Annotated in this window: 27 protein-coding genes; 12 read left to right on the top strand and 15 right to left on the bottom strand. The window is 37.3% G+C overall.

Translation table 11 applies throughout. The annotated features are described in order from the left end of the window. Nucleotides 1–7: 7 nt before the first annotated feature. From trpB to W908_RS00330, 4 genes are all read right to left on the bottom strand, one after another. Nucleotides 8–1,210, bottom strand: a complete 1,203-nt coding sequence (gene trpB / locus W908_RS00345; RefSeq protein ID WP_020023669.1) for a tryptophan synthase subunit beta — start codon at nucleotides 1,208–1,210, stop codon at nucleotides 8–10. Further along, on the bottom strand, nucleotides 1,207–1,818 hold the full coding sequence (locus W908_RS00340) for a phosphoribosylanthranilate isomerase (RefSeq protein ID WP_053819484.1): 612 nt from the start codon (nucleotides 1,816–1,818) through the stop codon (nucleotides 1,207–1,209). The genes trpB and W908_RS00340 overlap by 4 nt, the downstream gene beginning before the upstream one ends. A gap of 82 nt (nucleotides 1,819–1,900) precedes the next feature. After that, the gene (gene topA / locus W908_RS00335) at nucleotides 1,901–4,255 is read right to left on the bottom strand and encodes a type I DNA topoisomerase (RefSeq protein WP_053819483.1); all 2,355 of its coding nucleotides are present in this window, start codon (nucleotides 4,253–4,255) and stop codon (nucleotides 1,901–1,903) included. A gap of 8 nt (nucleotides 4,256–4,263) precedes the next feature. After that, nucleotides 4,264–4,752, bottom strand: a complete 489-nt coding sequence (locus tag W908_RS00330; RefSeq protein WP_020023672.1) for a Smg family protein — start codon at nucleotides 4,750–4,752, stop codon at nucleotides 4,264–4,266. Between the two features lie 304 nt (nucleotides 4,753–5,056). Between W908_RS00330 and rpmH the strand changes: the two genes are divergently transcribed. Genes rpmH through W908_RS00305 form a run of 6 tightly spaced genes read left to right on the top strand, consistent with a single transcriptional unit; the run spans nucleotide 5,057 to nucleotide 8,271 of the window. Then, nucleotides 5,057–5,191: a 50S ribosomal protein L34 gene (rpmH, locus tag W908_RS08665; RefSeq protein ID WP_082344989.1), complete on the top strand. Its 135-nt coding sequence runs from the start codon at nucleotides 5,057–5,059 to the stop codon at nucleotides 5,189–5,191. Nucleotides 5,192–5,195: 4 nt separating this feature from the next. Then, a complete protein-coding gene (gene rnpA / locus W908_RS00325) occupies nucleotides 5,196–5,549 on the top strand; it encodes a ribonuclease P protein component (protein WP_020026413.1) in 354 nt (117 codons plus the stop codon). Next, nucleotides 5,546–5,761 carry a membrane protein insertion efficiency factor YidD gene (gene yidD, locus W908_RS00320; RefSeq protein WP_020023674.1) on the top strand — a complete coding sequence of 72 codons (216 nt, stop codon included), beginning with the start codon at nucleotides 5,546–5,548 and terminating at the stop codon, nucleotides 5,759–5,761. The genes rnpA and yidD overlap by 4 nt, the downstream gene beginning before the upstream one ends. Before the next feature lie 20 nt (nucleotides 5,762–5,781). Continuing rightward, nucleotides 5,782–7,425 (top strand): membrane protein insertase YidC, encoded by a 1,644-nt coding sequence (gene yidC / locus W908_RS00315; RefSeq protein WP_053819482.1) that lies wholly within the window; start codon nucleotides 5,782–5,784, stop codon nucleotides 7,423–7,425. 10 nt (nucleotides 7,426–7,435) lie between these two features. Further along, a complete protein-coding gene (locus tag W908_RS00310) occupies nucleotides 7,436–7,969 on the top strand; it encodes a KdsC family phosphatase (RefSeq protein WP_020023676.1) in 534 nt (177 codons plus the stop codon). Further along, the gene (locus W908_RS00305) at nucleotides 7,966–8,271 is read left to right on the top strand and encodes an MGMT family protein (RefSeq protein ID WP_053819481.1); all 306 of its coding nucleotides are present in this window, start codon (nucleotides 7,966–7,968) and stop codon (nucleotides 8,269–8,271) included. The genes W908_RS00310 and W908_RS00305 overlap by 4 nt, the downstream gene beginning before the upstream one ends. Here the strand turns inward: W908_RS00305 and W908_RS00300 are convergent. From W908_RS00300 to W908_RS00250, 11 genes are all read right to left on the bottom strand, one after another. After that, nucleotides 8,268–8,684, bottom strand: coding sequence for a F0F1 ATP synthase subunit epsilon (locus tag W908_RS00300; RefSeq protein ID WP_020023678.1), 417 nt, complete (start codon nucleotides 8,682–8,684; stop codon nucleotides 8,268–8,270). The two genes, W908_RS00305 and W908_RS00300, sit on opposite strands and share 4 nt — an antisense overlap. Continuing rightward, nucleotides 8,685–10,064: a F0F1 ATP synthase subunit beta gene (gene atpD / locus W908_RS00295; protein WP_020023679.1), complete on the bottom strand. Its 1,380-nt coding sequence runs from the start codon at nucleotides 10,062–10,064 to the stop codon at nucleotides 8,685–8,687. A gap of 23 nt (nucleotides 10,065–10,087) precedes the next feature. Continuing rightward, a complete protein-coding gene (gene atpG / locus W908_RS00290) occupies nucleotides 10,088–10,951 on the bottom strand; it encodes a F0F1 ATP synthase subunit gamma (protein ID WP_020023680.1) in 864 nt (287 codons plus the stop codon). 6 nt (nucleotides 10,952–10,957) lie between these two features. Further along, nucleotides 10,958–12,499 (bottom strand): F0F1 ATP synthase subunit alpha, encoded by a 1,542-nt coding sequence (atpA, locus tag W908_RS00285; RefSeq protein ID WP_053819480.1) that lies wholly within the window; start codon nucleotides 12,497–12,499, stop codon nucleotides 10,958–10,960. A 21-nt stretch (nucleotides 12,500–12,520) separates the two neighbouring features. Beyond that, complete coding sequence (locus W908_RS00280; protein WP_053819479.1) at nucleotides 12,521–13,069, bottom strand: F0F1 ATP synthase subunit delta; 549 nt, start codon at nucleotides 13,067–13,069, stop codon at nucleotides 12,521–12,523. Nucleotides 13,070–13,078: 9 nt separating this feature from the next. After that, nucleotides 13,079–13,549: a F0F1 ATP synthase subunit B gene (locus tag W908_RS00275; RefSeq protein ID WP_020023683.1), complete on the bottom strand. Its 471-nt coding sequence runs from the start codon at nucleotides 13,547–13,549 to the stop codon at nucleotides 13,079–13,081. A 35-nt stretch (nucleotides 13,550–13,584) separates the two neighbouring features. Then, entirely contained in the window at nucleotides 13,585–13,818 is a 234-nt protein-coding gene (gene atpE / locus W908_RS00270; RefSeq protein WP_020023684.1) for a F0F1 ATP synthase subunit C, read from the bottom strand. Nucleotides 13,819–13,855: 37 nt separating this feature from the next. Further along, on the bottom strand, nucleotides 13,856–14,680 hold the full coding sequence (gene atpB / locus W908_RS00265; RefSeq protein ID WP_020023685.1) for a F0F1 ATP synthase subunit A: 825 nt from the start codon (nucleotides 14,678–14,680) through the stop codon (nucleotides 13,856–13,858). Next, the gene (locus W908_RS00260) at nucleotides 14,680–15,021 is read right to left on the bottom strand and encodes an ATP synthase subunit I (RefSeq protein WP_236849151.1); all 342 of its coding nucleotides are present in this window, start codon (nucleotides 15,019–15,021) and stop codon (nucleotides 14,680–14,682) included. Before W908_RS00260 ends, atpB begins: the two co-directional genes overlap by 1 nt. A 150-nt stretch (nucleotides 15,022–15,171) precedes the next feature. Beyond that, nucleotides 15,172–16,833, bottom strand: coding sequence for a DNA repair protein RecN (gene recN / locus W908_RS00255; protein WP_053819477.1), 1,662 nt, complete (start codon nucleotides 16,831–16,833; stop codon nucleotides 15,172–15,174). A 12-nt stretch (nucleotides 16,834–16,845) separates the two neighbouring features. Further along, on the bottom strand, nucleotides 16,846–17,664 hold the full coding sequence (locus W908_RS00250) for an NAD(+)/NADH kinase (RefSeq protein WP_020023688.1): 819 nt from the start codon (nucleotides 17,662–17,664) through the stop codon (nucleotides 16,846–16,848). Nucleotides 17,665–17,729: 65 nt separating this feature from the next. Here W908_RS00250 and grpE point away from each other — a divergent pair, with 65 nt between their 5' ends. The 6 genes from grpE to W908_RS00220 all read left to right on the top strand — a co-directional run bounded on the left by grpE (nucleotide 17,730) and on the right by W908_RS00220 (nucleotide 22,352). Further along, complete coding sequence (gene grpE, locus W908_RS00245; RefSeq protein WP_053819476.1) at nucleotides 17,730–18,272, top strand: nucleotide exchange factor GrpE; 543 nt, start codon at nucleotides 17,730–17,732, stop codon at nucleotides 18,270–18,272. A 102-nt stretch (nucleotides 18,273–18,374) separates the two neighbouring features. Continuing rightward, the gene (locus tag W908_RS00240; protein WP_053819475.1) at nucleotides 18,375–18,800 is read left to right on the top strand and encodes a plastocyanin/azurin family copper-binding protein; all 426 of its coding nucleotides are present in this window, start codon (nucleotides 18,375–18,377) and stop codon (nucleotides 18,798–18,800) included. A gap of 72 nt (nucleotides 18,801–18,872) precedes the next feature. After that, complete coding sequence (locus W908_RS00235; RefSeq protein ID WP_020023691.1) at nucleotides 18,873–19,220, top strand: hypothetical protein; 348 nt, start codon at nucleotides 18,873–18,875, stop codon at nucleotides 19,218–19,220. Nucleotides 19,221–19,532: 312 nt separating this feature from the next. Further along, nucleotides 19,533–20,360 carry an alpha/beta fold hydrolase gene (locus tag W908_RS00230; RefSeq protein WP_053819474.1) on the top strand — a complete coding sequence of 276 codons (828 nt, stop codon included), beginning with the start codon at nucleotides 19,533–19,535 and terminating at the stop codon, nucleotides 20,358–20,360. Beyond that, nucleotides 20,353–21,294, top strand: coding sequence for a flavin reductase family protein (locus tag W908_RS00225; RefSeq protein WP_053819473.1), 942 nt, complete (start codon nucleotides 20,353–20,355; stop codon nucleotides 21,292–21,294). The genes W908_RS00230 and W908_RS00225 overlap by 8 nt, the downstream gene beginning before the upstream one ends. A 20-nt stretch (nucleotides 21,295–21,314) precedes the next feature. Then, nucleotides 21,315–22,352: an LLM class flavin-dependent oxidoreductase gene (locus W908_RS00220; protein WP_053819472.1), complete on the top strand. Its 1,038-nt coding sequence runs from the start codon at nucleotides 21,315–21,317 to the stop codon at nucleotides 22,350–22,352. Nucleotides 22,353–22,359: the final 7 nt, after the last annotated feature.

The raw sequence follows: 22,359 nt of genomic DNA, 5'->3' as shown, positions 1-22,359 counted from the left end.
AATTTGTCTAAAATTCAATGCCTTCAACTTCAGCAATGGTTTGCATATCCTTATCACCTCTTCCTGAGAGGTTAATGATAATAGATTTATCACTAGACCACTCTTTGGCGAGTTTTACAGCATATGCAATTGCATGTGATGGCTCAAGAGCAGGAATAATACCTTCCACCTCAGTCAATAAATGAAATGCTTCTAATGCCTCTTTATCAGTAATAGCAACATACTCTGCTCTTCCAATATCTTTAAGGTAGGCATGCTCAGGACCAACTCCTGGATAATCAAGACCCGCTGAAATTGAGTGTCCCTCAATAATTTGACCATCATCATTTTCCATCAAGTATGTTCTGTTTCCATGCAAAACACCTACGCTTCCTGCAGTCAATGGAGCCGCATGTGCATCAGGTCCTAAGTCAATTCCACGACCACCAGCCTCAACGCCGATAATTTTCACTGAGGTATCCTCAATAAATGGATAGAACAGGCCTATTGCATTTGAACCACCGCCAACACAGGCAATAACAGCATCTGGAAGACCGCCAACCTGATCATCAAATTGCTCTTTAGCTTCTTTACCAATGACGCTCTGAAAGTCCCTTACTAACATAGGATAGGGGTGTGGTCCAGCTACCGTTCCAATAATATAGTAAGTGTCATCAATGTTAGTTACCCAGTCTCGCATTGCCTCATTCAAAGCATCTTTAAGAGTCTTTGATCCTGAGGATACAGGAACGACAGTCGCACCAAGGAGCTTCATACGATATACATTCTGGACTTGTCTAACAACATCAACTTCGCCCATATATACAACACACTCAAGACCCAGTCTGGCTGCAATAGTTGCCGAAGCTACGCCATGCTGACCAGCACCTGTCTCAGCAATAATTCTAGTTTTACCCATGCGCTTGGCAAGAAGCGCTTGTCCAATTGTATTATTAATTTTATGAGCACCAGTATGATTTAAGTCCTCACGCTTCAGATAAATTTTTGCACCACCAATCTTTTTAGTCAGGTTTTCTGCGAAGTAGAGTGGCGTTTTACGTCCAACATAGTGTTTAAGGTCATCCTCAAACTCTTTAAGGAAGTCTGGATCATCTTTAAATTTCTCATAGGCCTCTTTTAACTCTGTGACTGCTGTCATCAGAGTTTCGGCAACAAAGATTCCACCGTATTGATCAAAATGACCTTTTTCGTCAGGAAGGTTATAGCTCATGAATTGGTATGTCTGATAAAAGCTTCTATTTTATCAATATCCTTAACTCCTGGTGCACTTTCCACGCCACTTGAAGCATCAACTGCATATGGATTTACTTGTTTAATTGCATCGGCTACATTGTCAACAGTTAAGCCACCAGCCAAAATAATTGGCAATGATATTTTGACACGCGCCAATGACCAATCAAAAGACTCACCGGTTCCTCCATAACTTGAAGGACTGAAAGAATCTAAAAGGAGTGCGCTAGCTGATGAAAAATTTTCAGCTATTTCTTTAACATTAGTGTCTGGTTTTACGCGTAAAGACTTGATAAATGGCATTTGATATTGGGCACAATCAAGAACACTTTCATCACCATGAAACTGAAGAGTATCAAGAGGCACCTCACAAAGAATCTCATCAATAAAGCTGGGGTTAGCATTAACAAATAAACCCACTCTATTTATGAAAGGAGGAAGCGCTTCAATTATTTTTTGAGCAGAATGGATATCTACATTTCGTGGAGATTTATCATAAAAAACCAGGCCGATTGCATCAACGCCGGCTAAGGCAGCATCTCTGGCATTATTAGGCTCAGTAAATCCACAAATTTTTACCTTAGTCATTAACTAAATCAATTTCTTTAAAAGAATGATTTTCTCATAGCCTCGCTATGTAATGAATACAATTAAAGAATGAACTTAAAATTTAACTAGAAGCTTTTTTTTTGGCAGGCGCTTTCTTTTTGGATTTTTTTGCTTTAGCTTTTTTGGCTTTAATTTTTCCCTCTATAGCTTTTTTGCACTCCTCAAGGGATAAGTCTGCTGGCTCTTTGTCACCAAAAACTTTTTGAACAGTGACATTTTTTTGACCTTTACCTCGCTTTTTACCATTCCAAATATATGGACCAAAACGACCATTCAAAACCTGAATTTCAGAGTCTTCAAATACCTTTATTATTCTTTCAGCATCGAATTTTTCTTTTGCAGCAATAAGCTCTAATGCAGTCTCTAAAGAAACCTCTTCTGGTGAGACCTCTTTCAAAGAGACATACTTTTTTCCATATTGAATATATGGACCAAAACGTCCATAATTAGCCTTAATTACTTCACCACCATCTGTCTCTCCAACAGTTCGAGGCATTTTGAAAAGCTCTATTGCTTCATCAAGTGATATATTTTCAATGTCTTGCCCTGTTCTAAGTGAAGCAAAAGTTGGTTTTTCCTCATCATCTTGAGTGCCAATCTGAGCATAAGCACCATATCGACCGAATCGCACACTTACTGGCTTACCAGAAACTGGATCTTCTCCTAAGTCCCTCTTTCCATGGGTTTCATCTCGCGAAATATCCTTAGCAAGCTCTATTTGCTCATGAAAGGGTTCATAAAAATTTCGAATTACGCCTGCCCATGGCTTGGATTCTTCAGCAATAAGGTCAAAGTCACTTTCAAGATTAGCTGTAAACTCATACCCAATAATATTTCTAAAGTTTTTAACCAAAAAATCAACTAAGAGGTAGGCTACATTTGTTGGGAATAACTTATTTTTTTCAGCTCCAGTATTCTCAGTTTGCGTCAATTGTGAGATAACACCATCTGCAATTTCTATCATTTGGTACTCTCGTTGAGCACCTTCTCTAGTATCTTTGACAACATAATTTCTATCTTGAACTGTTGTAATCATTGTTGCAAATGTAGACGGTCTTCCAATCCCCATTTGCTCAATCTCTTTAACTAATGAGGCTTCAGTGTATCTTGGTTTTGCTCTAGAGAATGACTCTCTAGAACTCATATCCATGAGAGTGAGCTCATCACCCTTAGACACCTCAGGCAACAATTTATCTTCAGCAGCAATGTAATCATAAACCTCAAGAAATCCAGCAAAAGAGAGAATCTCACCATCTGCAATAAAGTTTTCACTTCTTTCCGAGATACTAATATTGATTTTAGTTTTTTGTAACTGGGCATCACTCATTTGAGACGCCAATGTCCGTTTATAAATTAAAGAATACAATTTTGCTGACTGATCATCTAAACCCAAAATAGTTGGCTTAGTTAGATCCGTTGGTCTGATTGCTTCATGCGCCTCTTGAGCACCAGTGGAACTTGTCTTATATCTTCTGGCCTGATGAAAATCCTTGCCATATTTAGAAATAATTTCATCTTGGGCCGCTGAAATTGCCACTTCAGATAAATTTAACGAGTCAGTTCTCATGTATGTGATTGCGCCTTCACGATATAAGTTTTGCGCAATTGACATAGTTTGCTTGACAGAAAATCCAAGCTTTTGAGATGCCTCTTGTTGTAATGTAGAAGTAATAAATGGCGCTTTAGGTGACCTTTTAGAAGGCTTAGTATCAATAGACTCAACAATTAACGTTGACTTCAAAAGAGCCTCTGCAAAAGCAAGCGCCTCTTCTCTGGAGTCAAAGTCTTTGCCTAGCTTTACCTCAAGGCTTTGACTAGTCTTGTTTACAAGGTTTGCTTTAACTTTATAAGTGCTAACAGGAGAGTGTGCAGAGATTTCACGTTCACGCTCAACCACCAATCTCACAACTGGAGACTGAACTCTGCCAGCAGAGCGTGCTCCAGAAATTTTACGCCATAGCACTGGTGAGATTTCAAAGCCAACAAGTCTGTCAATAATGCGCCTGGCTTGCTGCGCATTAACAAGATCAGTATTTATTGTCCTTGGGTTGCTAATTGCATCGGTAATAGCACCCTTGGTTATCTCATGAAAAACAATCCTTGGAGTATCCTCAGCTAAGGAAAGCGCTTGTTGCAAATGCCATGCAATGGCCTCTCCCTCTCTGTCCTCATCAGTTGCAAGATAAATTTTCTCAGCAGTCTTAGCGGATTTTTTAAGATCAGCAACTACTTTTTTCTTATCCGCACTGATAGCGTAGGTTGGCTGGAAGTCATTCTCTATATTGACACCCATATCTTTCTTTGGCATGTCTCGAATATGACCTATGCTTGACTTAACAACATAGTCTGCGCCTAAGAACTTTTCAATTGTTTTTGCTTTCGCCGGTGATTCGACAATAACAAGATTTTTTGACATAAGAAGACCTACTGAAGGGTAGGGTTATCATCATAAAACACAATAGATTCAATCCATTGTGACGGAACAGCAGATTCAGCACTATTTCCGATAACCATCATAACCACCCATTTCAAGTCATCAATACTTAATTTGGAGTCCTCTAGGGACATTACTTGATCAATAACTATTTCTCTTTGGCTCGCATTGAGTTGGCCCATATTTTCCATAAACATTATGAATCCTCTGGCTCTAGAATCTAGTTTTGTTTTTTCTAGATCATTGTAGATTCTCATGGAATTATGCACTGTATTGAAACTTGCAATTTTTCCATCTTGAAGTGCGGCAATATTCTCAAGCCAAACTAAAGCTTTTTCAATTCGATCCGAATCAAATCCTGCCTCAGAAAGATGAGTTTTTAATAGATCATCATCCAACTCTTGCGTCGAGTCTTGCTCAGCCGACTCAAACAAAAAATCAAACATAAAGGTGAGCACATCAAGAATATTATTAGTCATAAGGCCTCATCGAATTTACAGATATTTACTTAATAATTATTTTAAGACCCAATATTAGAAACTTAAAGGTGTCTTTCTTTTGGTATTACTTGTGGGCAACAATCCCTTTTTTCAACCTCTATACAAGTTATAAAGTGTATACAAAATTTAAGTAACTAATTATTTGTTACCTTTCATTATCCACATCTTTACAAAGAGTGGGCTTAATCTAGCTATGAATAGCAAAGAAACTCTTATTTATCAGGCTTACTGAATCAAATCAAGTATGGTAAAATTGCAAACTTTTTGTTGGCATACATAGATTATGAAAAGAACTTTCCAACCCAGCGTACTAAAACGCAAACGTAATCATGGCTTTAGAGCCAGAATGAAAACTCGATCAGGCCGTGCCATATTAAGTGCACGAAGAAAAAAAGGGCGTAAGCGCTTAGCAGCATAAATAAATGTCCAGCTCGCTCGCTCATAGTGTGCGTATTACAAATGCAAAAGAGTTCGCTCACGTTTTCAAAAAAGGCTTTCACTCCCAAAGTAAGTTCTGGAAAATAGTTGCTAATGACTCTGGTAATGGTTTCTCAAGACTGGGCCTTGCCATATCCAAAAAAGAATATAAAAGGGCTGTTGACAGAAACCTATTTAAACGTCTTGCTCGTGAAACTTTTAGAAAAAATCAAGATAATTTAGACCACCTAGACTTTGTTGTAATGGCTAAAAAATCTAAGTCTAAAAACAATAGTGAATTAACCTTAGATTTGATTACTCTTATGAAAAATGCTAAAACGAAGGCAAAAACTCAATGAAATATTTGCTTCTACCTCTTATTAAGATTTATCAATGGCTAGTTAGTCCTATTCTAGGAAATAATTGTCGTCATATTCCAACATGCTCTGAATATACGTTTGATGCTATCAAATATCATGGTGCGATAAAAGGTGTGGCTCTTGGAGCAAAAAGAATAAGTAAATGCCATCCATGGTCTGAAGCTAGCTTTGACCCAGTCCCAAAAAAATAATTTAAAAAATTTAATACTCTATGAATACTCAAAAACTCTTTCTCTTTATAGCAATTTTTTTAACAGTCTTTCTTCTTTGGGACAAGTGGGAGCTCACTCAATCGACTGATGCAAATGGTAATGTAATATCCCAAACTCAACTGATTGATAATAGCTCATTAAGCGAAAAGACTGATATTCCTCTTGCAAGTGACGTTCCTGTTGCTGAGGTTTCAATATCTGATGACTCAACTCCATCAGTAAGCGAGTCAAATATTAATAGTGCGTATACAACTGTTGTTACAGATCTTTTAACAGTTCAAATTTCTCATAAGGGTGGAACAATAATTAGTGCCTACCTAAATGAATATCCAAACTCTCTAAACTCAGAAGACAAATTTCAGTTGCTTAGCAACTCTCCAGACAATATTTTTCATGCGCAGAGTGGATTAATTCCAGCAGAGCAAATGCCTACTCATCAAGATGAATATTTCTCTGAAAGGCAAGATTATTTCTTACAAGGCGGCAATGAATTAGTTGTCCCGCTAAAGTGGACAGGAAGCAATGGTCTTAGTGTTACTAAAAACTTCCGCTTCAAACCAAACAGCTACATTATTGAAGTAGACTATGAGATTAGTAATAATAGTTCTTCTGATCAAGTAGTAAGTAGCTATACACAACTAGCTCATGGTACTCCTCAAAAATCTGGTAATTTCATGATGGGCATGCAAAACTTTAATGGTGGTGCAGTCTACAACGATGAGGAAATTTTTGAAAAAATTGACTTTGAGGACTTTGATTCTACCCCTAAAATGGTATCAGTTGGTGGATGGGCTGCTATGATTCAGCACTACTTTTTTACTGCCTGGATTCCCAATGAAAAAGAAAAGCATACCTTCTCAACCAAATCAAGCAGAAATAACTATTTACTAACAACAGTAAACCCAGGTGTAAGTATTGCAGCAGGCACTACTACCAATATTGGGAAAAACCAACTCTATATCGGCCCTAAAGAACATGTTCGACTTGAACAGTTAGCTCCAGGCCTTGACAAGACTGTTGACTATGGCTTTCTATTTATAGTTGCTAAGCCTTTATCAGTTTTCTTGCACTGGATCTATAGTTTTGTTCAAAACTGGGCTATTTCAATAATTCTAGTTACTTTAGCTATAAAACTTGCTTTCTATAAGCTTTCGGAGAAATCATTTCGCTCGATGGCAGGAATGAAAAAACTTGCGCCAAGACTTCAAAAAATCAAAGAAACATATGAGGGTGATAAACAGAAAATTGGCAAAAAGACAATGGAGCTATACAGAACAGAAAAAATCAATCCTGCTGCGGGTTGTCTACCAATCCTAGTTCAAATCCCTGTATTTATATCAATTTACTGGGTCCTTATTGAAATGGTGGAGCTCCGCCAAACACCATTCTTGTACTTGCCAGATTTAGCGGCTAAAGATCCTTTCTTTATCTTGCCACTTATTATGGGCGCATCAATGTGGTTCCAGCAAAGGCTTAATCCGCCTCCTGCAGATCCAATCCAGGCAAGAATAATGCAGATGCTTCCGGTTGTATTTACTGTTTTCTTCCTTTGGTTCCCTTCAGGACTAGTATTATATTGGGTTACCAATAACGTGCTGTCAATTGCACAACAAGTATATATCAATAAAAAAATTAATGGATAACTACTAATTTATGAATGGTAATAAAAAAGCTAGCAGTATTGCCAAGAACATCAAACTATTAATCTTAGATGTAGATGGGGTTCTAACTGATGGGGGGATATATTTTGATGACAATGGCACTGAACATAAAAAATTTGATTCACAAGATGGTTGTGGGATCAAGTTATTAGAATTATCTGGCGTTGAAGTTGCAATCATTACTGCAAGAAGTACCAAGTCTGTTGCTCATAGGCTAAACACCCTTGGTATCAAAAATTATTATCATGGGATTAAAGATAAAGGCGTTGCTTTAAAAGAACTATCAGACAAACTATCTATCGATCTCAATGAGTCAGCCTTTGTAGGAGATGATGTCATCGACCTGCCAGCTATGTCAAAAGTTGCTTTACCTATTGCTGTTGCAAATGCTCACTCTTTTGTAAAAGAAAATGCATTGATGGTCACAGAAAAGGCTGGAGGCTCTGGAGCTGTTAGAGAGGTTTGTGATTTTTTATTAAAATCACAAAATAAATATGATGACCTAATGCAGTCATTTTTAAAATGACTCCATTTCAATCAGAATGTTATAAAGCACTCGAAAAAGTTCCGCCTGGTAAAGTGATTTCATACGCTGGTCTTGCGGAGATGATAGGAAGGCCAAAAGCTCATCGAGCTGTTGGAAGCGCCATGAATAAAAACCCTTTTGCGCCTAAAGTACCTTGTCACAGAGTGGTGAAGTCGAATGGAGAAATAGGTGGTTTTGCAGATGATATTAACGTGAAAATAAAACGCCTTCATAAAGAAGGCGTTGAAGTACTAGATAATAAGATTGTTAACTTTAAGTCTATTTTATTTAGCGAGTCTTAACGCTTTTTACTTCTCATCTTAGTGATCATTTGAAGCTGAGCCATTGCATCTGCCAATGCAGCTTGAGTAGTTGTTACATCCTGATCGCCTTGAGAATTAGACATAGCTTCTTCAGCTCTTTGTTTTGCCTCAAGTGCTTTGGACTCATCTAAATCATTTGCACGAATAGCAGTGTCAGAGAAGATTGTAACCGTACCAGGCTGAACCTCAATAATCCCTCCTGAGACAAAGATTGACTCCATGCCACTCTCTGTTTCAACCCTCACCTCACCAGGTTTGAGCGTGCTAATTAGTGGAACATGCATTGGATAAACACCAATCTCGCCCATTGAAGCTGGCGCAAAAACACACTTCGCCTCTCCTGAGTATATTTCCTCAGTTGCACTAACTACATCAACATGTATTACTGACATTTATGCTGTCTCCGATGCCTTTTCTTTAACTTCTTGAATAGAGCCTGTCATATAAAAAGCTTGCTCAGGAATAGCATCATGCTCTCCATCTAAGATAGCTTTAAATCCAGAAATCGTATCCTTTAATGAAACATACTTACCCGGTGAACCGGTAAAGACTTCTGCAACAAAGAAAGGCTGTGAAAGGAATTTTTGAATCTTACGGGCACGAGATACAGTCTGCTTATCTTCTTCAGATAACTCATCCATACCAAGGATAGCAATAATATCTTTCAGCTCCTTGTAACGCTGAAGAACACCTTGCACTCCACGCGCAACATCATAGTGCTCTTGCCCAACAATTAAGGGGTCAAGTTGACGTGAAGTTGAATCAAGAGGATCTACCGCTGGATAAATACCTAGCTCTGCGACTTGACGAGATAGAACTACCGTGGCATCCAAGTGAGCAAATGTTGTAGCTGGAGATGGATCTGTTAAGTCATCCGCAGGAACATATACTGCTTGAATAGAGGTAATAGAGCCTGTTTTTGTAGAAGTAATCCTTTCTTGAAGGGCACCCATTTCTGAAGCAAGTGTTGGCTGATAACCAACCGCAGAAGGCATACGTCCTAATAGGGCTGAAACTTCAGTTCCTGCAAGAGTATAACGATAAATATTATCAATAAATAGTAAAACGTCGCGACCTTCATCACGAAAATATTCAGCCATCGTGAGGCCAGTTAAAGCAACACGAAGTCTATTTCCTGGAGGCTCATTCATCTGACCGTAGACTAACGATACTTTATCTAGTACGTTTGAATCTTTCATCTCATGATAGAAATCATTACCTTCACGCGTTCGCTCACCAACGCCAGCAAATACAGAATATCCTGAGTGCTCAATCGCAATGTTACGAATAAGCTCCATCATGTTAACTGTTTTACCTACACCAGCACCGCCAAACAATCCAACCTTTCCACCTTTTGCAAAAGGGCAAACTAAATCAATCACTTTAATACCTGTTTCTAGTAATTCAGTAGCAGGTGCTAATTCATCATATGCAGGGGCTGAGCGGTGAATTTCCCAATCTGCTTCTTGACCAATTTCACCAGCATTATCAATTGGCTCACCAAGTACATTCATAATACGACCAAGAGTTTTTGTACCAACAGGGACGGTAATAGCTTTACCAGTATTAGTCACTTCTAAACCTCGCTGGAGTCCTTCAGAACCTCCCATTGCAATAGCTCTAACGACATTATCGCCAAGCTGTTGCTGAACCTCTAAAGTAAGGTTCGCTTTAGTAACATGAAGTGCGTTATATACCTTAGGTATTGCGTCAGATGGAAATTCGACATCGATAACAGCGCCAATAATTTGTGTAATTTTGCCTATACTCATTTGCTTTTCCTTATTTTAAATCTTTAAACAGCCGCAGCACCCGCTACAATCTCAGAAATTTCCTGAGTAATAGCAGCCTGTCTTGCCTTGTTATAAATCAATTGAAGATCGTTAATCATATCTCCAGCATTTTCTGTAGCACTGTGCATTGCTATCATCCTTGAAGATTGCTCACAAGCAATATTTTCTACAATTCCTTGATAAACTAACGCTTCAATATAACGAACCAATAATGCGCTTAGCGCACTCTCTGCATCTGGCTCATAAATATAGTCCCAGTAGTGGTCCATACTTTCTTCTTCAGTAACCTCCATTGGAACAATTTGCTTAACAGTCGGGACTTGTGACATAGTGCTTGCAAATCTATTGTAAGCAATCATAATCTGGTCAATCTCACCAGCATCATAGCGGTCCAACATTACCTTAATTGCACCTAAAAGGTCATCAAAATGAGGCGTATCCCCTAAATCCGTGAGTACAGAGTTGATTGTTAATCCAGTGTTCTTGAAGAATGAGGTAGCTTTTTTACCAATTGTACAAAGCTCAACATCAACCTTATCTGATTGCCAAGCCGCGATATCTTTTAGAAGACTTCTAAATAGATTTGTATTAAGGCCTCCACACAAACCTCTATCACTTGAAATTATAATAATTCCAACACGCTTATTTTCTTCAGAAGCAGTCATGTAAGGGTGCTTGAACTCTGAATTTGCATGGGTTAAGTGACCAATAACATTAAGGATTTTTTCAGAGTATGGTCTAGATGCAAGCATTCTATCTTGTGCCTTCTTCATCTTAGATGCTGCAACCATTTCCATAGCCGAAGTAATCTTCTGAGTATTTTTAATACTCGCTATTTGGGTCCTAATTTCCTTGCCTACTGCCATCTCTGTCTACCAAGTATTATTAGCTTTAAAGTCATCAATCGCTGCCTGAAGTTTTTCCGCAATATCATCATTGTAGTCACCAGACTCGTTAATAGAATCCATCAAATCTTTCTGACTTGTATTCATATATGCCAAAAGTGCCGCCTCGAATGCCACGACTTTATTTGCCTCAACATCATCAAGTGCTCCTGAGTTAGCAGCAAAAAGTGAAGTTGCAGTTTCAGCAACATTTAATGGTGAGTATTGCGCTTGCTTCATTAGCTCTGTTACACGGATTCCTCGATCGATCTGAGCTTTAGTCTCAGCATCTAGATCAGATGCAAACTGAGCAAAAGCGGCCAATTCACGATACTGTGCTAGGTCAAGACGAATACTACCTCCTAGCTTCTTAACAGCTTTAGTTTGTGCTGCACCGCCCACTCTTGATACTGAAAGACCGGCATTAATCGCAGGACGAATACCTGAGTTAAATAAATCTGTCTCTAAGAAGATTTGACCATCAGTAATTGAAATTACATTTGTTGGAACAAAAGCTGATACGTCACCAGCTTGAGTTTCAATGATAGGAAGAGCAGTCAAAGAACCCGTCTTACCCTTAACCTCTCCATTTGTTACCTTTTCAACATAATCAGCGTTAACTCTTGAAGCTCTCTCGAGTAAACGTGAGTGTAGATAGAATACATCACCTGGATATGCTTCACGCCCTGGTGGTCTCTTCAGAAGAAGTGAAACCTGACGATAAGCCCAGGCCTGCTTTGTTAAGTCATCATAAACAATTAACGCATCCTCTCCACGTTCCATGAAATATTCACCCATCGCACAACCAGCGTAAGGGGCAATATACTGAAGCGCTGCAGAGTCAGAAGCTGAAGCAGATACAATAATTGTATGGGCTAAAGCGCCATGCTCTTCAAGCTTACGAACAACAGCAGCAATTGATGATGCTTTTTGTCCAATCGCAACATAAATACACTTAACACCTGTATCTTTTTGATTGATAATCGCGTCAATAGCTACAGCAGTTTTTCCAGTTTGACGGTCACCAATAATTAGTTCACGCTGACCACGCCCAATTGGCACCATTGCATCAATAGCTTTAATACCAGTTTGGATAGGCTGATCAACTGACTGCCTGTCAATTACTCCAGGAGCAACAACCTCAATTGGTCGGCTTGCACTAGCTTTAATTTCACCCTTGCCCTCTAAATCTTCTCCAAGAGGATTAACAACTCGTCCAAGAAGTTCATTTCCCACTGGGACTTCCATGATACGGTTTGTACACTTCACAGTGTCGCCTTCTGAAATATGAAGATAGTCACCTAGTATAACTGCACCAACTGAATCTTGCTCTAAGTTAAGCGCTAAACCAAAAGTATTTCCAGGGAACTCTAGCATCTCTCCAAACTGAGCATCGGCTAAGCCATGAATACGAACAATTCCATCACTCACACTAATTACTGTGCCCTCTGTTCGAGCTTCTGCTGAAAAATCAAAGCCCTCTATTTCTTTTTTAATTAAATCACTGATTTCAGAAGCGTTTAATTGCATACCAAACCTCTCTTTATAAAATTAATTTACAGACAAAGAGACGCTTAGAGCATCTACTTTTGCCTTAACTGAAGTATCAATTACCTTATCACCTTCCTTGATAATGACACCACCTTTAAGGGTCAAATCAATTTCAGTTTCAACTGATACGGTTGTTTTGTGTTTATTTGTCAAATCTTCTAATATTGCATTTTGTTCTGCTTCACTTAACTCAAAAGCACTAATTACTTTGAAATTTTTGCTCTTGTTAGAATTAGATACAGCAGCCTCAAAAGCATTCGATATACTACTAATTGCAGCTGAACGATCATTATTAAGAATCAAATTAATAAAGGCAGTTTCTTGCTTGCTGAGATCCTTTGAAGTTACTCTTCCAACTAAAGTAGAAATCAAATCAAATTTTTGATCCTTACTTTTACTAGGAGATGCAATAAAAGCTTTTGTATTAGCATCGGCCATGACCAAAGTGGTAGCTGACAAAAGCTGACTCCATTCTGTGACAGAATTATTTTGCACAGCAATTTCAAAAATCGCTTGAGCGTATGGCTTTGCAATTGTTGATAATTCCATCTTACCTACCTATAGTGATTGAGAAAGCTTTGAAAGCATATCTTTGTGCGTTTTAGAGTCAACTTCTTTATCCAAGACTGAATTTACACCTTGCATAACCAAAGTTGAAACTTGGTCTTTAAGCTCATTACGTGCTTTCACAACCTCTTGGTCAAGTTCAGATTTAGCATGTGCCTTAATCTTATCAGCCTCTTCAGATGCTGTACCCTTAGCGTTATCTATCATCACACTAGCTTGCTTGTCAGCATTTGCAATAATTTCAGCTGCCTGAGTTTTCGAGCTTTCGATTAAATCTTCTGCATTTTTCTGGGCTAAAGCATGCTCTTCTTTTCCAAGCTCTGCTGCCTTAAGTCCATCTTCGATCGCTTTTTTTCGAGCTGCCATAGCCTCAACTAATGGAGGCCAAACAAACTTCATGCAAAACCAGACAAACATGGCAAACATAATTGTTTGCCCAATTAGCGTAAGGTTAATATTCATAACTTAATACCCTTGTTCATTGAAAAGAATACGATTTATCCTGCAACCGCAAACAAGATATACATTGATATACCAACTGCGATCATTGGTACCGCATCAACAAGCCCCATTACGATAAACATTTGAGTTCTTAGCATTGGAATTAATTCCGGCTGACGTGCAGCACCTTCGATAAATCTAGCACCAAGAATACCAATACCGACAGCAGCGCCAAGTGCGCCAAGACCCATAAGAATAGATCCTGCTAAAAATAATATACTTTGTTCCATTTTTTGCTCCTACTTATTAAAACTATTTAAAAAAAAATTAATGCTCTTTTTGGTGTGCCATATCCATATATACAATTACTAGGGTCATGAAAATAAACGCCTGAAGTAATACAATTAAGATATGAAAAATAGCCCACGGTAAAGACAGGCTCCACTGAATCCAGAATGGCAACAGTGCAATTAGAATAAAGATCATCTCGCCTGCATACATGTTTCCAAATAAACGCAATGCAAGTGAGACTGGCTTTGCCAGCAAATTCACTCCTTCTAAAAATAAGTTAGCAGGCAACATCCATTTTCCAAAAGGATGAAGTGTTAGCTCGCCCACAAATCCGCCTAATCCTTTCTCTTTAACACTGTAATAAAGGATTAATATAAATATGCCAATTGACATTCCAAATGTAGCATTAGGGTCTGTTGTTGGAACCACCTTCAAATAATCAACGCCCATTGCATGGAATAGTGACGGCAACCAATCAACAGGAACTAGGTCCATTGTGTTCATTAAGACAATCCATACAAATGTAGTCAGCGCAAGTGGCGCAACCATAGGATTTTTACCGTTGAAAGAGCCACGAACATTTTCGTCAATGAAGTCGACGATACTTTCAACAAAATTTTGAAACCCACTGGGTGCATCAATAGATGCTTTTTTTGCAGCTCTAGCAAAAAAGAATAAAAAAAGCGCTCCTAAAATAAAAGAAACACCAAGGGTATCAACATGAACAGCCATGAAGCCCATTTCTTTAGCTTCTGCAGCACTATGAGCAAAACCCCAATGACCATCAGGGAATTTTCCGTAAGTTAAATTTTGAAGATGGTGCTTAATATAAGCGCCAGATGTTAATTCACCACTTGCCATTATTTTTGCCTTAACCTATCTAATATAAAACCTACTTGACCAACTACCATACTCAAACAAAGAGCAGCAGGATCAAGCTCTAAAAAACCAAGCCCCACTATAGCTAAAAGAATTAAAGAGAGCGCCCTAACAACACTACTATTTATTGCCATCCTAAAGCTTTTTTGCGCATCTGCGTCAACTAACGCTTCTTGTTTATCTGTATACCAATTAAAAATTAAAGTATTGCTTAAACTAATTGCGGCTCCATAAAAAGCAGCAAAAGCAAATCCATTAATGGCATAAAAAATAACAACTAAAGCGAGGAGAAAGTACTGAATAAGTGAGTTTGCTGATTTCACTTGCTTCTGACCACCCTGACTGTGCACAAACGCAATATTATACAATTTAATGTTTAATAGTCAAGCATTCAAAATGGAAAAAATCTAGCGTGAAGTTAAAAAAAAATTCAACTTAATAAGAAGTATGATTCAATAATATTAAGAATGTGTTCAGGAGCCAGTGTCAATCATTTCCTCTGCGGCTATTCTGGTTTTGTTGCTAATTTTAATCCCGCCAAGTATTCGGGCAACCTCATCAGCTCTTTCTTTCCTGCTGAGGCTCTTCACACTTGTAAATGTGAGTCCATCTTTTTGAGTTTTCTCAACCTTCATATGATCTTCGCCTTGAGCTGCAACCTGGGCTAGATGTGTTACACATATAATTTGATATTTTTTTGAGAGTTTTTTTAGCATTTGACCGACAATTTCAGCAACTGAACCACTAATTCCAACATCAACCTCATCAAAAACTACGCATGGTATCAAAACAGTGTTGGTGCCCGAAACTGAGAGTGCTAAGGAGATCCTTGATAGTTCGCCTCCTGAGGCAACCTTATTGAGTGGCTTAAAATCTTGTCCTGCATTAGTTTTAACTTGAATAACCACTTCGTCAACACCGTTCAGCTTAACTTCTGCAACAGGCGGTCCAACCTCAAAGATAATTTCACTTCCAGGCATTCCAAGATTTTGCATAAGAAGAGTGACCTCTTTAGAAAGAATTTTGCTAGCCTTTTTTCTCTCTTGTGTAAGTATTTTTGACCTGACGAAATATTCTTTTTCAAATGCTTCTTGTTGTTGATACAGTTTGTCCAAAGCTTCATAAGATGAGCTTAATTCATTAACTTTTTCTTGAAGAGTTTTCTGAACATCAACTAACTCAGTAATCTGACAATTATGCTTTCTCCCAAGGCCATGAAGTAGCGTAATTCTCTCACTTAAGTGTGTTAAATTATCCTCCTGGTTACTAATTTTACTTAGATAGTCGTTTAAGTCATAAACGCTCTCCTGAACCTGTACCTGGGCACTTGAGATTAATTCTCTTATTCCATTAAGACGAGAATCAAGCTCTTTTGATTGTTCCAATTCACTCTCACTTTCAATAAGAATGTTATTAACACCACGATCATCATTTAATAAATTTAAAATCTTTGATATTTTTTCTACAAGCTCGCTTGAATTTACTGACGCTTTGTACTCGTCTTCAATATTATTTAGCTCTTCTAAATTAATTTCAGCCTGATTAAGTTCATCAAGTTGATGCATTAGTAGCTCTTTTTGAGAAGAAAGAAGAGCGCTTTCAGCACTTAAGGTTTCAAGTTTACTTTTGACATCATGGTAGTTTACATAAGCCTTATTTACCTCATCACAAAGAACCTGAGACCCTGAAAAGTCATCCAACAAAATTCGATGGTGGTTGGTTCGCAATAAAAGTTGATGTTCGTTTTGACCGTGCATATCGATCAGATAACTTCCTATATTACTGAGCACTGACAATGGCACTTTTCTGCCATTAACGTATGAACGCGACTTGCCATCTGAAACAATTATTCTTCTTAAAATACATTCCGAATCACTATCTAAATCTTGGCTCTCAAGATAGGACTTGAGCTTTAGATTTGAATGGATATTAAAAGAAGCAGTAATTTCTGCCTTAGCTGCACCATTTCTCACTAAAGATGCATCAGAACGGCCACCAGAAACTATACTTAACGCTTGAACAAGTATTGACTTTCCAGCCCCTGTTTCTCCTGTAATAACTGTCATACCAAGATTAAAATCTATATTTAACTCTTCTACAACAACAAGGTTTTTAATATTCAGGTACTCAAGCATACTTTTAGTTATTTAAACTTTTTGACCCCAGTGAAGTTTTGAACGAATAATTTCAAAATAATCATAGCCCTTAGGATGAATAAGGTGGACAAAATTACTGTGTCTTTTAATTCTCAATGCAACTCCCTCAGAAGCAGATAAAGAAGACTGAGCATCAAAACTGATTGTCGCCCTCTCATCACAATCTAAAAGGTTGATCAATACTTCACTTTCTCCATGAAGTATAAATGGCCTGTGGCTCATTGTGTGTGGGCTAATTGAAACCAGACAAATTGCATTGGTGCTTGGATGCATAATTGGCCCTCCGCTTGACAAAGCATAAGCAGTTGAACCTGTCGGAGTTGTGATGATAATTCCATCAGCTCTTTGGTTATTAACAAAGTCATCATCAACATACAGCTCAAACTCAATCATTCTCGGTGTTGCGTTTCGATGAATAACCACCTCATTAAAGGCTAGATGTTGAGATAGAACCTCATCATTTTTCTCGACCTGGCAGCTTAAAAGTGCCCTTTGCTCTTTTATATATTCTCCATTAAGAATTTCACTCACCACTGTAGCCATTGAATCAACCGAAACATCCGCCAAAAAGCCTAATCGCCCTAAATTCACCCCAAGAATAGGGATATTAAAATCAACATAGGTTCTTGCAGTATTTAAAATAGTACCGTCGCCGCCAACAACGATTATTAAATCCGCTTCACTTTCAAACTTCTCTTGGTCCTGTAAAAAATTAACGCCAAGATCCTTAAGAAGGACTCCAAGCTCCAAAGCAGTTTTTTGACTGGTAAAATCATTAGGTTTACAGATAACGCCGACAGAATTAAACATAGGCCTTGAAATATTTTAAAGAGTAACTAAATAACACATTAAATATACATTAGTTTGATAAGACAATGACAAAAAAGAAGGAACAAAAAACTCAAAAGAATGCCTCTGATAAAGTAAATGAAGAGATATCTGATAGCTCAAAAATTGAAGACTTGACATCTCAACTTGAAGAGGCGCAACAGTCTACCAAGGATAATTGGGATAAACTTTTGCGTTCCCAAGCTGAAATGGAAAATCTCAAAAGAAGAACCTCAAAAGACTTAGAGAATGCCCATAAATTTGCCCTTGACGGATTTGTTAAAGCACTGCTTGAGGTCAGTGATTCACTCTCAATGGGTCTAAAATCGGCAACAGATGAAAAAGCTACCTTAGAAAATACTGTTGAAGGACTGGAACTTACAAACAAAGTCTTCAGCTCAACACTTGAAAAATTTGGCGTAGAAACAGTAAATCCCGTTGGGGAAAAATTTAACCCAGACCTTCATGAAGCGGTAACAATGATTCCAATGCCTGACAAAACATCTAATACTGTGCTGGAGGTTATTCAAACAGGATTTACACTTAATGGCCGTCTAGTTCGACCAGCGCTAGTCATAGTCGTTCAGTAAAAAATAAACATAAAGTGATTTAAAACTTAATTGAAATAATTAGCTAAACTTAATCATCAAAATTATTTTGTTAGTGTTAAGTGATTCTGAATGAGAACTTTTATGCGAATTATATTTACATTATTATTTTTTCTAAATTTAGTAATAATTTCAAAAGTTGCTCTAGCAGAAACTATTCAAATTGAGTTTACTGAAAATGACTCATATAGCCTTGAAATAGCATATATTGATGCTGGAGATACTATAGAGTGGTTGCCAAAAAATGAGGGGCATAATGTTGAGTTTATTGCGGGCCCCAAAATGGATGAACTTCCTAATAATTCCAAAATTAATGAGTCTCACTCTGTTCTTTTTAAAACTCCAGGGATTTATTTGTATGGTTGCACACCGCATCTAAATATGGGTATGTTAGGTCTAATTATCGTCGGTAATGATTTTCATAATCTAAATGAAGTCAATAAAATTGAATTGTCATATGTTGCGAATTCAGTTTTAAATCGATTAATAAGAACTGCTCAATCGAATTAATATCGGTTAGAAATTAAACGATATAAATATAGGAAATAAAAATTACTCGGCCACTAAAGAACAAATTAAAAATTGAATTCAAAATATTTTGAAGACTCTCCATTACTGGAAGAATTAAGCAAATTAACAGTCAAAAATGGTCAAACTGATTGGACTTACGAACAGTGGACTGAAGTTTGTCTTGACAATGGCTGGGTAGAAATCTCTAATCAGTCTGATATTTGGGTTGAAAGTATCCAAGACGCAACTAAACGAGACTTAATAATTGCCTACAATAAACTTAATCAAGACCTTAAATGGAATACTAAAAAGAAAGAGAAAATGCTCTTTAGAAAAGGAGATTTAGTGATCTCATATGAAAAAGACTTAGCCAATTGGTGGGAATATCAAGCCTTATTAAATAAAAATAAATCGATATAAGTCATATTAATCATCAATTTTCTATTAAATATGTCATTTTTATTAAAAAATTAATTAAAAATGTATGCTTTTTGAATAAAAACCATTTTTTTAAGCATTTTTTTGCAATTTTGATAAAAAACCCCTATATTTGATTGAAAAAAACTAAAAATATACATTTATTCGTTATTTATAAGCAAAATAGTCGATGTATCATAACTTGACATACAAGGTTTAATACACTATATTTCTTCATACTCAAGTCGGCAGGCAGTGAGACAAAAAGGTGTGTGCCATGAAGGTTAGTATACTATTACTAGAGAAAGTGACCTTATGAGCAACTTGAGAAAAGACAATCTAAATAAATCAACCAATCTTTTGGATAAAGATAGCACTGCCTATAGTGTTTTTGGTGAGAGTGGCCCATACTTAATTTTTGTTCATGGAGTTGGTATGTCTGGTGAAATTTGGACACCCCAAGTGAAACATTTTTTTTCTAACTATAGAGTTATAACATATGACTTTCTTGGGCATGGCCAGAGTCCAATCCCAAAAAAACCCCCTTCCATTGAGGACTATGTTGAACAACTCAACTCACTTGTAGAAACAATTAATATCTCTAATTTCAGTCTAGTTGGCCACTCCATGGGTGCTCTAATAAGTGTTGCTTTTGGCCTAAAGTATCCAGAAAAAATTACCGCATTAATATCTCTAAATATGGTTTATAAAAGAAGTATAAATGCTCAAAGTGATGTAATCGAACGTGCAAATTTAATTTTAAAACAAGGTGAAATAAATAATATAGACCAAACCTTGGATAGATGGTTTAAAAATAAAACAGAATATCACCAAATTCAGCAAATAAAGAAAGTGCATCAACTTTTAACTGATGTAAATCCGCAGGGTTATGGATACGCATATAAATTATTTGCAGAGTCTGATCGTCACTTTGAAAATAAACTTTCAGAACTTAGCGTACCTGTTTTATACTTAACTGGGAGTGACGATCCAAACTCAACCCCAGATATGTCAAGCGAAATGGCTCATGAATCTCCTCAAGGCAGTTTTATCAGTATTGCAAATGAAGCACATATGATGGCGTATATTGCCCCAGAAAAGATAAATCCAGTAATTGAAAAATTTATAAAAATGAATGAATAAAAAAGACAAAACTAGAGAATTAAGACAAGCATTAGGATCATTTCCTACAGGAGTAACTGTTGTAACTTGTCTCGACTCAAACAATAACCCGCTGGGATTTACTGCCAACTCATTTACATCTGTCTCTCTAGAGCCGCAACTAATCTCAATATGTATTGATAAAGACTCCTTTAATATTGAATCCTTTTCAATAGTTGGGCACTTTGCAGTGAGCGTTCTTTCTGAAGATCAACAGGCTATCTCAACAACATTTGCAACTCCAAATGAAGATCGTTTTTTGGATATTGAGTGGAATTCAAAAAATACTGGAAGTCCAATTATTAAAGGCGCTGTAGCCTGGTTTGATTGTGATACTGAACAGGTTATTAGTGCTGGAGATCATCTGATTCTAATTGGGAAGGTTATTGCCTTTGACAGCACCCCTAAGACACCGCTTATGTATCTTAGGGGTAATTATGTTAATCTTGGTCTCGAGCAAAAAATGAGACTAGCAATGGAGAATGAAAATACAATAATAGTTGTGGGTGCATTAATTGAATGGCAAAAAAAAGTGCTCCTGCTAAAAGACAAAACAAGCGGCAAACTTTATTTTCCTTCTGCCTCCAGGCTTGGGCATATTGATGATGAACAAAGTCTTCTTGGAGTTCTAAACAAGCTAAGTATTTCAATTAGCGAACACTATCTTTTTTCAGTCTTTGAAAAGCCTCTGGATAAAACAAGCCTCATTTATTATCGTGCTCAGGCTAAAGAAGGATCAATTGAATCTCAAAATAACTTTTATGACTTTGATGCAATTCCGTTTGACAAACTTAATGATGAAGCGAGTAGAATAATGCTCAAGCGTTATATTAAAGAGAGAGATTTGAATGCTTTTGGGATTTTTGTTGGAAAAGAAAGTGAAGGTAAAATTGAGGCAATCAGTACAACTAATTAAAATTTATAGGAACTTTTAAAATGGATTTTTCTTTATTTGCTCATATGGAAAGAATAGACGAAGGTCAGTCTCAAAAAAGACTCTATGAAGAGTTTGTTGAACTTTGTCAAATAGCCGACAGGTCTGGCTTTAAAACAATATGGAATGGAGAGCATCACGGCATGAACTTTACGATTGCTCCAAACCCATTTGTGAATCTTGTTGATTTGGCTAACAAGACTGAAAATGTTAGACTCGGCACCGGTACTATTATTGCACCTTTTTGGCACCCTATAAAACTTGCTGAAGAGGCTGCAATGACTGATATTATTTCCGGGGGAAGACTTGAACTAGGGATTGCAAGAGGGGCATATTCTTTTGAGTACGATCGACTAGCTGATGGAATTGATCCGTTTTCTGCTGGAAACGCTTTAAGAGAAATTGTTCCAGCAATCAAAGCACTGTGGAAAGGCGACTATACTGGTGAAGGTGAACACTGGTCATTTCCAAAAACTACTAGCTCGCCCAAACCTCAACAAACTCCTAATCCACCAATTTGGATTGCGGCCAGGGATCAAAACTCACATGATTTTGCCTTAAAAGAAGGGTGTAATGTCCAAGTAACACCTCTTTGGTTTGGTGATGAAGAAGTCATTTCGCTAATGGAAAAATTTAACATAGCATGTGAAACACATAAAGAAATTAAGCGACCAAAAATAATGGTTTTACGCCATACATTTGTTGCAGAAACTGAAGAAGAAATTTCTCAAGGCGCTAAAGATATTTCACGCTTTTATTGTTATTTTGGCGCTTGGTTTAAAAATGAAAGGCCTGTTGAGCAAGGACTAATTGAGAGGCTCACAGATGAAGAGATGGCGAAACTTGAAATGTATTCTCCAGAAAATATGCGCAAAAATAGCATTATAGGCACACCAGAAGAGGTCATTAATCGCATCAAACTATGTGAAGAACTCGGATATGATGAATACAGTTATTGGATTGACAGCAGCATGGACTTTGAAACAAAAAAGAAATCACTACAGCTTTTTATTGATAAAGTTATGCCTGCATTTAACTAGATAGGAC

Source organism: Candidatus Pseudothioglobus singularis PS1, from assembly GCF_001281385.1.
In the GTDB taxonomy this organism is placed as follows: Bacteria; Pseudomonadota; Gammaproteobacteria; order PS1; family Pseudothioglobaceae; genus Pseudothioglobus; species Pseudothioglobus singularis.
This window is presented reverse-complemented; position numbering and strand designations above follow the sequence as displayed.

Excerpts from the sequence above, each read along its gene's own strand:
- trpB (WP_020023669.1), bottom strand. The coding sequence starts at position 1,210 with ATGAGCTATAACCTTCCTGACGAAAAAGGTCATTTTGATCAATACGGT.
- W908_RS00340 (WP_053819484.1), bottom strand. The coding sequence starts at position 1,818 with ATGACTAAGGTAAAAATTTGTGGATTTACTGAGCCTAATAATGCCAGA.
- topA (WP_053819483.1), bottom strand. The coding sequence starts at position 4,255 with ATGTCAAAAAATCTTGTTATTGTCGAATCACCGGCGAAAGCAAAAACA.
- W908_RS00330 (WP_020023672.1), bottom strand. The coding sequence starts at position 4,752 with ATGACTAATAATATTCTTGATGTGCTCACCTTTATGTTTGATTTTTTG.
- rpmH (WP_082344989.1), top strand. The coding sequence starts at position 5,057 with ATGAAAAGAACTTTCCAACCCAGCGTACTAAAACGCAAACGTAATCAT.
- rnpA (WP_020026413.1), top strand. The coding sequence starts at position 5,196 with ATGTCCAGCTCGCTCGCTCATAGTGTGCGTATTACAAATGCAAAAGAG.
- yidD (WP_020023674.1), top strand. The coding sequence starts at position 5,546 with ATGAAATATTTGCTTCTACCTCTTATTAAGATTTATCAATGGCTAGTT.
- yidC (WP_053819482.1), top strand. The coding sequence starts at position 5,782 with ATGAATACTCAAAAACTCTTTCTCTTTATAGCAATTTTTTTAACAGTC.
- W908_RS00310 (WP_020023676.1), top strand. The coding sequence starts at position 7,436 with ATGAATGGTAATAAAAAAGCTAGCAGTATTGCCAAGAACATCAAACTA.
- W908_RS00305 (WP_053819481.1), top strand. The coding sequence starts at position 7,966 with ATGACTCCATTTCAATCAGAATGTTATAAAGCACTCGAAAAAGTTCCG.
- W908_RS00300 (WP_020023678.1), bottom strand. The coding sequence starts at position 8,684 with ATGTCAGTAATACATGTTGATGTAGTTAGTGCAACTGAGGAAATATAC.
- atpD (WP_020023679.1), bottom strand. The coding sequence starts at position 10,064 with ATGAGTATAGGCAAAATTACACAAATTATTGGCGCTGTTATCGATGTC.
- atpG (WP_020023680.1), bottom strand. The coding sequence starts at position 10,951 with ATGGCAGTAGGCAAGGAAATTAGGACCCAAATAGCGAGTATTAAAAAT.
- atpA (WP_053819480.1), bottom strand. The coding sequence starts at position 12,499 with ATGCAATTAAACGCTTCTGAAATCAGTGATTTAATTAAAAAAGAAATA.
- W908_RS00280 (WP_053819479.1), bottom strand. The coding sequence starts at position 13,069 with ATGGAATTATCAACAATTGCAAAGCCATACGCTCAAGCGATTTTTGAA.
- W908_RS00275 (WP_020023683.1), bottom strand. The coding sequence starts at position 13,549 with ATGAATATTAACCTTACGCTAATTGGGCAAACAATTATGTTTGCCATG.
- atpE (WP_020023684.1), bottom strand. The coding sequence starts at position 13,818 with ATGGAACAAAGTATATTATTTTTAGCAGGATCTATTCTTATGGGTCTT.
- atpB (WP_020023685.1), bottom strand. The coding sequence starts at position 14,680 with ATGGCAAGTGGTGAATTAACATCTGGCGCTTATATTAAGCACCATCTT.
- recN (WP_053819477.1), bottom strand. The coding sequence starts at position 16,833 with ATGCTTGAGTACCTGAATATTAAAAACCTTGTTGTTGTAGAAGAGTTA.
- W908_RS00250 (WP_020023688.1), bottom strand. The coding sequence starts at position 17,664 with ATGTTTAATTCTGTCGGCGTTATCTGTAAACCTAATGATTTTACCAGT.
- grpE (WP_053819476.1), top strand. The coding sequence starts at position 17,730 with ATGACAAAAAAGAAGGAACAAAAAACTCAAAAGAATGCCTCTGATAAA.
- W908_RS00240 (WP_053819475.1), top strand. The coding sequence starts at position 18,375 with ATGCGAATTATATTTACATTATTATTTTTTCTAAATTTAGTAATAATT.
- W908_RS00230 (WP_053819474.1), top strand. The coding sequence starts at position 19,533 with ATGAGCAACTTGAGAAAAGACAATCTAAATAAATCAACCAATCTTTTG.
- W908_RS00225 (WP_053819473.1), top strand. The coding sequence starts at position 20,353 with ATGAATAAAAAAGACAAAACTAGAGAATTAAGACAAGCATTAGGATCA.
- W908_RS00220 (WP_053819472.1), top strand. The coding sequence starts at position 21,315 with ATGGATTTTTCTTTATTTGCTCATATGGAAAGAATAGACGAAGGTCAG.